12 protein-coding genes are annotated in these 13,293 nt (G+C 56.3%); 5 read left to right on the forward strand and 7 right to left on the reverse strand.

Annotation, left to right across the window (positions count from 1 at the left end):
• Positions 1-1,281 carry a polysaccharide biosynthesis/export family protein gene (locus CU100_RS05245; RefSeq protein WP_245418920.1) on the forward strand — a complete coding sequence of 427 codons (1,281 nt, stop codon included), beginning with the start codon at positions 1-3 and terminating at the stop codon, positions 1,279-1,281.
• Positions 1,282-1,361: 80 nt separating this feature from the next.
• Here CU100_RS05245 and CU100_RS05250 read toward each other — a convergent pair whose 3' ends face one another.
• Positions 1,362-2,363: a GDP-L-fucose synthase family protein gene (locus CU100_RS05250; protein WP_245418921.1), complete on the reverse strand. Its 1,002-nt coding sequence runs from the start codon at positions 2,361-2,363 to the stop codon at positions 1,362-1,364.
• Entirely contained in the window at positions 2,347-3,417 is a 1,071-nt protein-coding gene (gmd, locus tag CU100_RS05255; RefSeq protein ID WP_106715434.1) for a GDP-mannose 4,6-dehydratase, read from the reverse strand. Before gmd ends, CU100_RS05250 begins: the two co-directional genes overlap by 17 nt.
• A gap of 360 nt (positions 3,418-3,777) precedes the next feature.
• Here gmd and CU100_RS05260 point away from each other — a divergent pair, with 360 nt between their 5' ends.
• Genes CU100_RS05260 through CU100_RS05270 form a run of 3 tightly spaced genes read left to right on the forward strand, consistent with a single transcriptional unit; the run spans position 3,778 to position 7,492 of the window.
• Entirely contained in the window at positions 3,778-5,031 is a 1,254-nt protein-coding gene (locus tag CU100_RS05260) for a glycosyltransferase family 4 protein (protein ID WP_210280709.1), read from the forward strand.
• Positions 5,028-6,281 carry a glycosyltransferase family 4 protein gene (locus CU100_RS05265; RefSeq protein WP_106715435.1) on the forward strand — a complete coding sequence of 418 codons (1,254 nt, stop codon included), beginning with the start codon at positions 5,028-5,030 and terminating at the stop codon, positions 6,279-6,281. The genes CU100_RS05260 and CU100_RS05265 overlap by 4 nt, the downstream gene beginning before the upstream one ends.
• Positions 6,278-7,492, forward strand: coding sequence for a glycosyltransferase (locus CU100_RS05270; protein WP_106715436.1), 1,215 nt, complete (start codon positions 6,278-6,280; stop codon positions 7,490-7,492). The genes CU100_RS05265 and CU100_RS05270 overlap by 4 nt, the downstream gene beginning before the upstream one ends.
• Here CU100_RS05270 and CU100_RS05275 read toward each other — a convergent pair.
• From CU100_RS05275 to CU100_RS05295, 5 genes are all read right to left on the reverse strand, one after another.
• Positions 7,486-8,079, reverse strand: a complete 594-nt coding sequence (locus tag CU100_RS05275) for an LbetaH domain-containing protein (protein ID WP_106715437.1) — start codon at positions 8,077-8,079, stop codon at positions 7,486-7,488. The genes CU100_RS05270 and CU100_RS05275 overlap by 7 nt on opposite strands.
• A 12-nt stretch (positions 8,080-8,091) precedes the next feature.
• Positions 8,092-9,375 carry a hypothetical protein gene (locus CU100_RS26735; RefSeq protein ID WP_245418922.1) on the reverse strand — a complete coding sequence of 428 codons (1,284 nt, stop codon included), beginning with the start codon at positions 9,373-9,375 and terminating at the stop codon, positions 8,092-8,094.
• Positions 9,372-9,980, reverse strand: a complete 609-nt coding sequence (locus CU100_RS05285) for a YdcF family protein (RefSeq protein WP_106716021.1) — start codon at positions 9,978-9,980, stop codon at positions 9,372-9,374. The genes CU100_RS26735 and CU100_RS05285 overlap by 4 nt, the downstream gene beginning before the upstream one ends.
• Before the next feature lie 62 nt (positions 9,981-10,042).
• Positions 10,043-10,876, reverse strand: a complete 834-nt coding sequence (locus tag CU100_RS05290; protein WP_106715438.1) for a glycosyltransferase family 2 protein — start codon at positions 10,874-10,876, stop codon at positions 10,043-10,045.
• Positions 10,877-10,902: 26 nt separating this feature from the next.
• Positions 10,903-12,075: an MraY family glycosyltransferase gene (locus tag CU100_RS05295; RefSeq protein WP_170113734.1), complete on the reverse strand. Its 1,173-nt coding sequence runs from the start codon at positions 12,073-12,075 to the stop codon at positions 10,903-10,905.
• Between the two features lie 400 nt (positions 12,076-12,475).
• Here CU100_RS05295 and CU100_RS05300 point away from each other — a divergent pair, with 400 nt between their 5' ends.
• A complete protein-coding gene (locus tag CU100_RS05300) occupies positions 12,476-13,264 on the forward strand; it encodes a helix-turn-helix domain-containing protein (protein WP_106715440.1) in 789 nt (262 codons plus the stop codon).
• The last annotated feature ends 29 nt before the right edge of the window (positions 13,265-13,293 follow it).

Consider the following 13,293-nt stretch of genomic DNA (forward strand, 5'->3'; position numbering starts at 1 on the left):
ATGTTGAACGAACAAAAGAACAAGCGCCCGCCACTGGTACTCCGCGCCAACAGGCTGCTAACCGCGTGTGCGCTGTCGTCGTTGATCCTGTTGTCGCCGATGATGTCGTCTGGTTGGGCGGCAGAGGAAGAGCCTTATAAGGTAGTATCCGGCGACGTTCTCCTGGTTACGGTATATGGCGACGCAGGTCTGTCCGGAACGTTTCCCGTCAGCGTCGAGGGGACGATAGGATATCCCATTTTGGGCAATGTTCCCGTTGCAAACCGCACCATGACCGAGATCAGCAATACGATCAGCACAGGGCTGCTCCAGCACATTCCCGGTCTTTCCGTCTCCGTTGCGATGAAGGAATATGCACCGGTTTTCGTCATCGGAGACGTCCAGAAGCCGGGCAAGTACGAATTCCGCCCGGGCATGATCGCACTCGAGCTGTTTGCGTTGAGCGGTGGTCTGAAAGACGCGGCAGACAAGATGGATACGGCCGGGACGCAACTGGTAAGTGCGCGTCAGGACTATTCCGATACATCGCTGCAATTGTTCGCCCAGGATGTCAGGCGTGCCCGACTGCAGGCGGAACTCGACGAGAAGCCCTTCGAATACGTTCTGGACAAGGACATTGTCACCGACGATCTGCAGGCACGCCAGCACGTCGTGGAATCCGAACGCAGGATATACGATCTCAGACTGTCTGCACTGCGCAGCGAAGCCAAGGCGCTTCAGGACCAGAAACAAAACTATCGCGAAGAAATCGATACGCTGGAAAAGAGCACGAAGCTGCGCAACGAGGAAATTTCGCTCCTGGAGCAGAATGTTGGATCATCGGAGAAACTCGTATCTCAGGGGCTCACAGCTCAATCGACGTTGCGTGACAGCCAGCGGCAACTCTCTGCGATGCGCCGCGATGCACTCGAGTTCGGTTCATTCCTCGCCCGCGCCCGGCAAAATGAAAACGCCATCGGACAGCGGCTTCTTGCACTTAATGAGCAGCGGGCAAACGAGGCGGCGAACCAGTTGCGGGATATCGAGATCGACATTATCCGTCTCAAGAAGCGCTTGGCCTTCATTGTGCAAACAATGGCGGAGATCGGTGCGACTGCCCAGCGTGCGACAACGCGAGATCAAACGGTGAAACTGACGTTCTCGGTCGCGCGTATTGTCAATGGCGAGTATCAGGAATCCGAGTTGACAGAACATGATCCGATCAGGGCCGGCGACATTCTGCGTGCACAGCTGACTGTGCCGAAGGACGTGGCAGCAAACAGTATCAACGCGCCGGGTTGATGCACGGGTAGAGAGACTTCGTACAAAAGAAAACAGCCAGGTTCGCCTGGCTGTTTTCTTTGTTGGGCTGTGGCTTGAGCCTATTTGGCTGCCAAGGTGAGCGGAGCCGCGTCATAAGGAGCAAGCATGGATTGCTGCCAGCGCAGGTAAACGTCGGTCAATCCTGCCTCGAGCCCGATGCTTGGCTGCCAACCCATATTCTGCAGCCGTGTCGGATCCAGCAGCTTTCGTGGCGTTCCGTCAGGTTTGGATGTGTCGAAAACGATCGAGCCTTCGTAACCAACGATCCGTGCAATCAGGACTGCCGCATCATGAATGGAGATCTCCTCGCCGGAGCCGATATTGATGAATTCCACGTCGGCGTAGTGTTTCATCACGAAGACACACGCGTCGGCCAGATCGTCGACATGTAGAAATTCCCGTTTTGGCGTCCCCGTACCCCATACAACCACCGTGGGGTTTGCCGACATCTTGGCTTCATGCATCTTCCGGATGAGGGCGGGCAGCACGTGAGAGTTCTGCGGGTCGAAATTATCGTTGGGGCCATAAAGACTGGTCGGCATCGCCGTGATGAACTTTCGGCCGTACTGGCGGGCATAGGCTTCGGCAAGCTTCAAGCCGGCAATCTTCGCAACTGCATAGGCTTCGTTGGTCGGTTCGAGCGCCCCGGTCAGCAGGGACGCTTCTCGAATCGGCTGCTCTGCAAACTTCGGAAAGATGCAGCTTGATCCAAGCCACAACAGTTTCTGAACGCCAAGCCTGTGCGCCGTTCGCATGATGTTCATGGCGATCATGGCATTGTCGTAAAGAAAATCTGCCGGATACGTAGAATTCGCGATGATGCCGCCAACTCTTGCGGCTGCGATGAAGATGGCATCAGGACGTGCATCAGCCATCCACTCTTCCGTTTCCGATTGCCGCGTCAGATCGAGGTCATCATGCGAAACCGTCAGAAGTTCGCACCCCTCCGACTGCAGTCGCCGCGTCAACGCCGATCCCACGAGACCGGAATGCCCTGCTATCCATACGCGCTTGTGCCGGAGGTCAAAGGAGTGATTATCTTGCTCAACCATAGAGATCATTTCGCCCTTCTTCGCGCATCATGTTGCGCATGTCGGATTCGACCATTTCGGAGACCAGCTCCTCGAATGAGATCGTGTGTTTCCAGCCGAGCGCCTCGCGGGCTTTCTCGGGATTCCCAAGCAGCAGCTCCACTTCAGTCGGCCGAAAATAACGGGGATCGATCTCGATCAGCTCTTTGCCGGACTTCCGGTCATAACCGATCTCATCGACGCCGGCCCCAGACCATTCGATCTCCTTGCCCACGTTGCCGAAGGCCTTCTCGACGAACTCGCGAACCGTATGCGTTTCGCCGGTCGCAAGAACAAAATCGTCCGGAGTTTCATGCTGCACGATACGCCACATGCCCTCGACGTAGTCCCTGGCGTGACCCCAGTCGCGCTTTGCGTCGAGATTGCCGAGCCGCAGCTTGTCCTGGAACCCGAGCTCGATGGCAGCGACCGCGCGGGTGATTTTTCGCGTCACGAAGGTTTCGCCGCGCATTGGGCTTTCATGATTGAAGAGGATGCCATTCGATGCGTGAAATCCGTAGGCTTCGCGGTAATTGACGGTGATCCAATAGGCGTAAAGCTTCGCGGCAGCGTAGGGACTGCGCGGATAGAACGGCGTCTTTTCGCTTTGCGGGGCTTCGACGCTCTTGCCGAATAGCTCTGATGTCGAGGCCTGGTAGAAACGGCAGGTCTTTTCGATTTTCATGATACGCATGGCTTCAAGCAGGCGAAGCGTGCCAAGGGCATCGGAATTGGCGGTATATTCCGGCGTTTCGAAACTGACCTGCACGTGGCTCTGTGCGCCGAGATTGTAAATTTCATCCGGCTGAACTTCCTGCACAACGCGGCAAAGGTTGGTCGCATCGGTCAGGTCTCCGAAATGCAGCCGGAAGCGAACATCGTCGTCGTGCGGATCTTGATACAGATGGTCGATGCGAGCCGTATTGAAGGAAGACGATCGTCTTTTGAGACCATGGACGATATAGCCCTTGTTGAGCAGCAGTTCGCTCAGGTACGCGCCGTCCTGTCCCGTAACGCCAATGATCAATGCGGTTTTCGCGGTCATTCGTCGTTTCCCGATCTCGTTCATTCAGTGCAGGTTTTGGTTCGCGCTTGTCGGCGTCTCTCCGACGAGACGAACCAGCCCAGCCACTCCCGTTGACTATAAATGCCGCCCATCGGGAAACACTTCGGCAATAGGGATAGGACCGGCTCCCAACCTGAGGGAATACGAGGCTTATCGGGCAAGCCGGAGCCGCTAAAAGGAGCGAGAATCCGCCCGGACTTCTCCGTAAGGCGTAGGTTGGGCGGGCTACCGCGCGTAACCGTAGTGCCTTTGTTGAACTTGTTCGTGCCGGTCCGGAACTGCCACACTCAAAAGCAAGAATCTGTGTCTGACAGACGGCCCTGGGTTGAGGCATCCAATATGAAAATTGTTTTCGCGAACCGGTATTTCTATCCTGATCAATCAGCAACGAGCCGTATGGTCTCGGGACTTGCGATCGCGCTGGCTCGGCGCGGTTTTGAAGTGACTGCTATCGCCAGCCGAACGCTTCACGATCATTCCAATGTCACACTGCCGGCCGAAGAAATGGTTGCAGGCCTCAAGGTCGAACGCCTCTGGGCCACCAGATTTGGCCGCAGTAACATCTTTGGCAGGATCATCGACTATATAACGTTCCATATATCCGCATTCGTCTGGTGCCTGCTCAACCTCAAGAGCGGCGACGTCTGCGTTGTCTGTACGGATCCTCCTTTGCTTTCTGTGACCACCGCATTGCCAATCCGCTGGCGCCGCGCGCGGATGATCAACTGGGTCATGGATCTCTTTCCGGAAGTCGCAATGGAACTCGGTGTTCTCCCGAACAAAAGCGTGTCGGGCAGCATCAGCAGAGCCATGCGCGATTGGTCGATGCGCAAATCGGCGATGATCGTCTGTCCCACAGCGGCGATGGCATCCTACCTCAGCGACCGTGGCTTGAGCGACGTGTCGGTCATGCATCATTGGTCTGATGGTGAAGAGATTTATCCTGTCGCACCAGCAGCCAATGGTTTGCGAACCCTTTGGGGGCTGCAGGACAAGTTCGTTATCGGCTATTCGGGCAATTTCGGCCGCGCCCACGACTTTTCGACATTGCTTGAAGCAGCGGTTCTCCTGAAGGATCATGACGAAATCCAGTTCTTGCTGATTGGCGGCGGCCAACGGCGCGATCACGTGGAGGAAATCGTTCGCAATCGTGAACTTAAGAATGTCGTTTTCAAACCGCTCCAGCCCGCCGAGAACATTGCCGAGAGCCTGAGCGCCGCCGACGCACATATCGTCTCGCTTATTCCCCGACTGGAGCACTGTATTGTGCCAAGCAAGTTCTACGGAGTTCTGGCCGCCGGTCGGCCGACGCTGTTCATTGGGGATCGTGACGGCGAGGTGGCGCGCGTCGTCGCCTCGGCAGATTGCGGTGCGGCAGTCGAAATCGGGGAAGGCGGGAAACTCGCGGACCTGATTGTCGATATGAAAAACGCTCCAGAGCGCCGCATGCAAATGGGGGAAAAAGCAAGACGTGTTCTGGACACGATGTACTCGCGTGAAAATGCCGTCAGCGCCTGGTCGGAGGTAATGCTCCGTTTCAAGCAGCAAACGGTACTGACGACGGAATCCTCGGCTTACGGGCCTGCAGAATGACAGGCACCGTCGTAGTCAGTCAGTTGGGCGCGCGCATGCATTACGCGGTGCCGCGCATCTTCGCGTCCGAAGGGCAGCTTGCTCACTTTTATACGGATATCTGCGCAACGAAAGGCTGGCCGCGTGTTGTGAACGGATTGCCGAAGCGCATGCTTCCGTCGTCCGTAAAGCGCCTTGTCGGTCGTGTGCCAAAGGGTGTGGACCCCGAGTTGATTTCAACCTTTCCGGGTTTTGGTGTTCGCTCCGCCATACTCCGCCTTCGTTTGACGAATGTAATCGACGAGACGAACCACGCCATCTGGGCAGGTTCGGAGTTCTCGCGTCTTGTCGCTGATAGCGGCTTTCATGGTGCGGCCGGTCTCTATGCATTTGCCGGAGACGCGTTGGAACAGATGGCCGCCGCGAAACAGCAGGGCATGTGGACTGCAGTCGAACAGATGATCGCGCCTCGAGACGTGGTCGAGGAACTGGTCGCCAGAGAACAACAAAGTTTTCCAGATTGGGCCGGCCCTCACATGGTCAATCAGCACGCCAGTATCTTTGCATCACGCGAAAAAGCAGAGTGGGAACTTGCGGACATCATTGTATGCCCCTCCGAGTTCGTTCTTCGCAACGTCATAGCGCGCGGTGGCAGGCCAGAACGGTGCGTCCTCGTCCCATATGGCGTCGATCCGCAGTTCCCGGCTCAGGACGTCATTCGGATTGGCGGTCCGTTGCGCGTGCTGACGGTAGGGCAGGTGGGCTTGCGCAAAGGCTCTCCCTATGTCGCAGAAGCAGCGCGTTTGGTTGGAAAATCCGCAACATTCCGAATGGCGGGCCCTAGCAACCTTCCTGAAGCCATCACGGCGCAACTCTCCAAGAACGTCGAACTGCGCGGGATCGTACCACGCGGGAACATGGCAGCCGAATATGCATGGGCAGACGTCTTTCTGCTTCCTTCCATATGCGAAGGATCAGCCACCGCAATTTATGAAGCGCTCGCGGCCGGTCTGCCGGTGATTTGCACTGAAAACGCGGGAAGCATCGTACGGGACGGAATTGACGGTTTCATAGTTCCTATTCGTGACAGTGAAGCGATAGCCAAGGCTGTTTCTGTCCTGGCGAACAATGCGGGGATGCGCGCGGCGATGTCCGCAAGTGCTGTCGAGCGCGCTGCGGATTTCACCGTGAAGCGATACGGTGAACGGTTGCTCGGGGCATTGTCTATCCTTCCGGGGCAGCCACATGCATCCACGGGGCGTGTCGCATGAAGATAGTACACGTTATTTCCTCGATAGACCCATCCCAAGGCGGCCCTCAAAGTAGTTGCGTGCGCTTGGCAGCAGCCCAGTCGGCCTTTGGCAATGATGTCCACATTGTCAGCTATGGCGGCGCCGACGTTCGACAGCGTGCATTCCAATCTGCTCACGATGTGCCCCTGTTCTCGCATATTCAGTGGCACCTGCTTGACGATCCAGGCCGGATTGAGCAGTTGCTGTGCGTCGATGGCGCCAAGGCGTTGCGCGAGGTGCTGCAGGGCGCCTCCTTCGTTCACATTCATGGTGTGTGGGAGCCCGTCCTCAGGAGCGCCGCACGTATCGCAAGACAAAAGCAGATACCATATTGCATCCAACCGCACGGCATGCTCGACGCATGGAGCATGAAGCAAAAGCAGCTGAAGAAGCGCGTTGCCCTGTTTTTGGGGTACCGGAAGATGCTCGATCAGGCAGACTTTCTGGTGACGCTCAATGCCGACGAAGCCCGGCTCCTAGAGCCCCTTCATTTGAAAGTGCCCAATCTCACAGTTCCAAACGGCATTTTCCTCGAGGAGTTCACCGATCTCCCGCAGAAGGGGTATTTTCGCGAGCGGTTATCCCTGCGTGAGGGAACACGTATCATTCTGTTTCTGTCACGGCTGCATACCAAGAAGGGATTGGATATTCTCGGAACGGCTTTCAGCCTGATCGCCGCGTCGCATCCCGACGCCGATCTCGTGGTTGCAGGACCGGATGGCGGTGCGCGAGAGAGTTTCGTGGCCCAGATCGATCAGTTGAACCTTTCGGATCGCGTTCATTTGACAGGGCCCATCTATGGCAGGGACAAATTGCGCGCGCTGGTCGATGCCGGCTGTTTTTGCCTTCCGAGCCGCCAGGAGGGCTTTAGTATCGCGATCACCGAAGCTCTCGCATGCGGCCTGCCCTCCGTGATCAGCGATGCATGTCACTTTCCTGAGGTCGGAACTGCCAATGCCGGCATAGTCGTTCGTCTCGATCCGGTGGATGTTGCGCATGCGCTTGCACAGGTCCTTGATGACCCCACAATGGCATCGACGATGGGAAAGAACGGACAGCGGCTTGTTCGCGAGAACTACACATGGCCGCGCATCGCTGAAGTGCTTATCCAGGGCTATAATTCAGTTGGAAGAGGCAAGCGCACCATGTTACCGGGGCAGAACACGCTCGTAGCCGCGGCGGATCATTGAATTGCCGCATCCCGGCTGCGTTCTTTGATTGGCTTGGCCGGATTTCCTGCATAAATGGTCCATGGCTCCAGTTTGCCGAAGGCCACGCCTCTGGCCCCGAGTACCGCTCCTTCGCCAATGGTTACACCCGGTCCGACAAACGCCTCGGCCGCAACCCAGGCATTGGAGCCGATCGAAATTGGCCTGCTCTTCAACGGAAACGCCGGATCATTGACATCGTGCGTGCCGGTACACAGGTGCGAGCGTTGTGACACGATGGCAAAGTCATCGATCGTGATTTCGGCGACATTGTAGCAGATGACACCAGGTCCCATGGACGAATGCCGTCCCATTGTCAGGTTTCCCGGCCACCATATCTTGACGCTGCTGCGCACGATTGCGGTGGAGTGAATGCGGGCTCCGAAACGCCGGAGCAGCCAACCCCGCCAGGGGCTGAAGAACGAAGGCGTCCACGCTGCGAACAATGTCCAGCAGGCCGCCCAAAATAACCTCACGAGCCGGAAGCGAAAAGCAAACGTTGCCCCACCCATGCGCGGCAGCGGCTGTGCGGTATTGTCGAATGTCGGATCGCTATAGCGTGATCGCATAGTATGACTTTCCTACCGGGATGCGCCAAAGGCAAGGGAATGAGCCATTCTAGAATAGTATGGGTGAATATCCGGTGCGCGGTTTCGGCACCATGCCAATGTTGGAAGCAGGAATATCAGCATGTGCACCCAAACAGTCAAAACCCAGTCCGTCTGGTGTGATATGGCATGAATGGCAGGCACGATGGAGAAGATGTAGACGAGTTGCGCCGACATTTCTCCGCTCTTTGCCGAGGCCCACAAGCGGCTCATTACATAGGCCAGAAGAAGAAATTTCAGTGCGCCCAAATACCAGAACGATTGAAACGCATCCGCCATCCCTGTCTCGGTCGTGCCTGTCAGTGGATCGTAGTCACGCGCCGCGGCGGGCATCTCCATCATGAGCGATTCTTTGATCTTCGAACCTACAAGCTGCGCTGGTACGTAATTGAAGATGAGCCTGTTCCAATGGAACTTGCCATAGTCGAAGTCGAAGGTTTCTTCCGTGTGATGGATGCGCCAAATGGCGTTACGCATTTCGGGACCGCCACTCTTCAACAGATCATCGAAGTTTGCGGCAACGTTTATCTGGGCAATGTCCTGCCACGCGGGCGACGAGTTCGCTCTCGTTATGGTGCGATAGTCGCTCATGCTGTTCATTAATAACGTACCGGCAAGGACGCCGCCCAACATGATTGTCCGAGGTACGACCCAGCCCCTGTAGAACCAGAACGCCAGGGCGAACATCATGACGAGTTCCACGGCTTCGGCCCGCTTGCCCGTCACGACGATACGGTCGAAATAAAAGATCAGATCGACGCCGATGATGAAAGCGGCAGTCCACGAATAGCGGCGGGCGAAGCAGAGAACGGCAATCGCCATTCCATAGTTCATGAACCTTGCAAAAAACAGGTATGCAACCGGAGCTCCACTCATCTGTACCCCAACCGTCACGTCTCCCGGTAGCCGGCTGAGCTTGTAGTAAAAAAACGCTCCCGTGACGGAGAAGAAGAACGAGGCCATCAGAAGGCGCTTTTCCCTGAAATCCCAACGAAAGAAGCTGAAGGGCCTGGCATTGGAGGACCACCCTAACCAGCACATCGCAAGACAGACGATCGTGAAGGCAATCGTCTTGGCATATCCACCTTCCGGAAGAAACCGATCGTCAGCCAAGCCCGGAATCTGTGGAAGAATGAAGGCAAATGTGATCACGCCGACCAGAAAAGGAAATTGATAGATCCTTTCGCGCCGTAACATTCCCCATGCGAGGAGCATGAGAACTGTAGCCAGCATCAGCCATGTCACCAGCCAATTCATGCTCTTGCCTCCCGCGAGGGGAACGGAGCAGGGACGCGGTCTGTCTCCAAGCCAAGTACCCGGCGAATAGAATACCAGACAGTCTTTGGATATTCTTTCAGGATCTGAATTCCATCCGGACCAAAGGCGATTTTTCGTAGTGGCTCGCGGGGCTCTACTGGAACAGACATCCAGTGGATATCTTGCGACGCCATCTCGAAGCTCGCCATAGCGCGGCGTGAATGATACCAGCTCGTTACCAGAACGGCGGTTCGAGCATGCATCTGCTTGAGAATTGGCGAAGAGAAAACCGCATTCTCCCAAGTCGTTCCCGATTGGCATTCGACGGTAATGGATTTTCTGTCGACCCCCCGGTCGATCATCGCTTCCCTTATCCAGTAACAATCGCCGTCTCCGCTGACGAGTACCTTCGGCGCGACACCCATGAGCCAAAGACCAGCGGCGCGGGCAGCGCGCGAGGGCCCATCGCCGCCAAGAACGACGATCACGTCAGCCTTGGCAATCGGATCCCGGATCGTCAGCAGCGGGTTGGCAAGAAGGAGAGCCAGCGGAAAGGCCGATCCAAGACATGCTGCCGCAAGGCTCAGACCTGCAAACAGCCACATCCGCGACTGCAGGCGCGCTGAGCGTGGCCGGATTGTTGCTGCGGGTTGAGTTTGCGCAGAAGTCATACGGAAAGGCCGAGTTCTCGCCGCTGCAATTCCCGCATCTTGATGACAATCATATATTCATAGGACGCGATCAGCCGGCAGTAATGATAGCCTTGCCAGCCATCGAGGAAGCCGCCACGGAGAAAATACATATAGGCGAACCGCGCCGCCGGGCGGAACGGTACCCGGTAGGACAACTCCTTGAGTGCACGCCGCCGGGCTTCCGGAGTTGCGCTGAAGAAGGAGGTCCACGGAATTTTCTTGCTGCGCAGGATCTGTAGCGATTCGCGCGCTTCAAATCCCGAATAGCGATTGTGCTTGTCGAACCAGGCGGTCATTCCCTTGTTGAAACTGTAGTGAACGAAGTGAGACTTCAAACGTCCGGTCGGTCCGTCTCCGACGGGGCGTGAGTGGCACTCACGCTCATACTGAATGCGTTCCGGGCGGCATAGTCGTGTAATCCACGTCGGATAAAGGCTGCTGTGCTTGATCCAGCGCCCCATGAACATGTTCTTGTAGCGCGCGCTGAACATTGCTTCAGGCCTATCGGGATCGGCCGCAATAGCCAGCATTTCGTCACGCAGATCATCCGGAGTGATCTCGTCTGCGTCGGGCATGTAAACCCACTTGTGCTTGAATTCGATCTCTTTCAGCCCATACATACGCTGTTTCGTTTCGGTCTCGTATTTGTGCTGGAAGATGCGTGCGCCGGCCGCCTTGGCGATTTCCAGGGTGCGGTCGGTACTGTAGGAGTCGAGGACAACGATATCGTCGCACCAGGTCAACGATGCCAGGCAAGCCGGCAAGCTGTCTTCTTCATTCAGGGTCATGATCAGAACGGATATTGACAAGGGATCACTCCACGCTTGTGACTGACTTAAACGGCGTCCGAGAACATGCCGGGGTTGTTGTTGGCGTTCTGCGGCGTTGCCGTGTGGCTCATGATTTCCGCGCGCATGGGCGCTGGCGGTATTGGTGCCAGCTGTGCAACCGCCACCGAATGGGACTGCTGAACCCATTCCGTACCGGTCTCGCTCGTCACAAATACAAAGCCGGAATGCACAGCGAGCGGTATCAGCAGGGCGACGGTCATGAGATAATTCGATGCCTCGATCATGATGCCGAAGCAGCCGATAGCACCACAGAGCGCCGATGCTGCAAGAATGATATTCGTTGTCGTGCGCGGCGGGATCGATCTGTCGAGCAGGAGGTGGTGCAGGTGGGACCGGTCGGCCGCCAACGGACTGCGGCCCGCATAAAGTCGCCGCACGATAAGGCTGAGCGTATCGATGACTGGTACGGCAACGATCCACAGGAGCACCGAGAAAGCGATGTGCGAGTGCGTGGAAAGGCTGGTCACCAGATAGGCGATTACCGCGCCAAGTGTCGTACTGCCCGCATCTCCGAGAAATATCTTGGCCCGCGAGAGCCAGGGGCTGCGCATGTTGAACACAAGGAAGCCGCCGACGGCAGCCAAAAGCACGATTGTAGGGAGTACCAGGTCGCCAGCGCCTTTCCAGGCCGCAATCACAGCGAGCCAGAAGAGCGCAACGGCCGCACTCCCGCCCGCCAGTCCGTCTATGCCATCGATCATGTTCCAGGAGTTGATAAGGCCTACGACGAACAAAATGGCCACGACCGTGAGGAGCGGGAAAGAAATGCTCAGAAGGGCAGGCGGAAGTGCGATGCCGGTCACAATGGTCGATCCCGAAAGGGGATTGACCAGAATGACTGCCGCAACGAATTGCGCCGCAAGGCGCTTGACCGCCGAGAGTTCATTGCGGTCATCCACAATGCCGACAAACATTGTGATCAGCAGGCCGGCCCAGAAGGTCAAGGGAAGCAGAGTTGCGTTTCCGAGAACGAGCATGACCATCGCAAATGCCGCGAAAATAGCGATGCCGCCGCACAGGGGCACTACGCCATCGTGCAGCTTTCGCCTGTCAGGATAGTCCACAAGTGACCATGCGTGCGCGACATTCTTCAGCACGACGATCAGCAAGGCGCTGACTGCCAGGGCCGCTAGACAATTGGTGATCCAAACAAACAAGACACACCCCCAGTTGATATGCATCCCCTGTGCGAGATGTGTTCACCTCGTCACGGCTGTACGGAATGCTTTTCATGGAGATTAGCGCCCTCCCTGAAGACGCACCATTTAGGAGAAGTGAGAAGCGCTTCCTCCTGATGGATGAGCCTCAGTCTCTTGCCAATGTCCCTTTGGACTAATGGAATCACGCGTATAAAGGCTTATCCTGATTAAAAATGAGCTCTGGACAGTCCTGTGACCTCTCTGCGTCACGGTCGCGTCACGTTTGGTTAATTAGCTTCGCTGATCCGCAAGTATTTGCAGCATAGAACAGAATTGAAGTAGGCCTTTCAAAAATCTCTTTCCAATAAGACAAGTACAAGGGGACTACTTCTTTAATCAGGTAGCGTAGGGTGTGAACATGAGTGTGACAGTTGCGCGTATGGGAACTGACCATATCCAGCAGGGATCCCCGGTTGAGAGCGGGACCAAATTCCGAAGCGGCATTTTCATTTATGCCGAAGCCGGAGTTGTGTTCCAGGGTTTGATGCAGTCGCTCCAAAGGACATTCCCGGATATCCGGGTCAGCCTGGCCAACAGCATCGGTGACCCGGATACTCAAGACGGCGATGTAGGCCTCGTCCTGCTCCACGCCGATTTTGCGGTGGACGTCGTCGATTGCATCGCCCGTTGCAAGATGCGTTTCCCGAATGCTTCCGTGACGCTGATGATCGATGAGAACAGCGCATCGATTCAGGAGTTTACCCGACTCTTCGACAGCAAGACGATCCAGGGTCTCTTGCCTTTCAACTTGAAACTCGACGTGTGGCTGGCGGTGGTCTGGCTGTTGCTGAATGGCGGCGATTATTATCCCTCCAATGTCATACGCTCGATGGAAAAAACAGCTGGCGTGCTTCCCGTAAGCGTGCCGCAGCGTCAAAGCCAACCGGACCGTGCAGCAGCTGGCCGCGCCTGGCCCGTCAAGACACTTACATTGCGTGAGCACGAAATATTGCAGCTTCTATCCGAAGGCCTGCAGAACAAGATCATTGCTGACCGGCTCACTCTGTCGATTCACACGGTCAAGGTTCACGTGCACAATCTGATCCGCAAATTGCGCGCCCATAACCGCACCCAGGCAACGGCAATCTACCGTAACAGCATGAATCCTCATGGGATGAAACCGTTCGACACGACAGCGGTGCACTGACGGCTCGGCGGATTTAAGCCTTTAGAGGT

This window comes from Phyllobacterium endophyticum, from assembly GCF_003010935.1.
Lineage (GTDB): Bacteria > Pseudomonadota > Alphaproteobacteria > Rhizobiales > Rhizobiaceae > Phyllobacterium > Phyllobacterium endophyticum.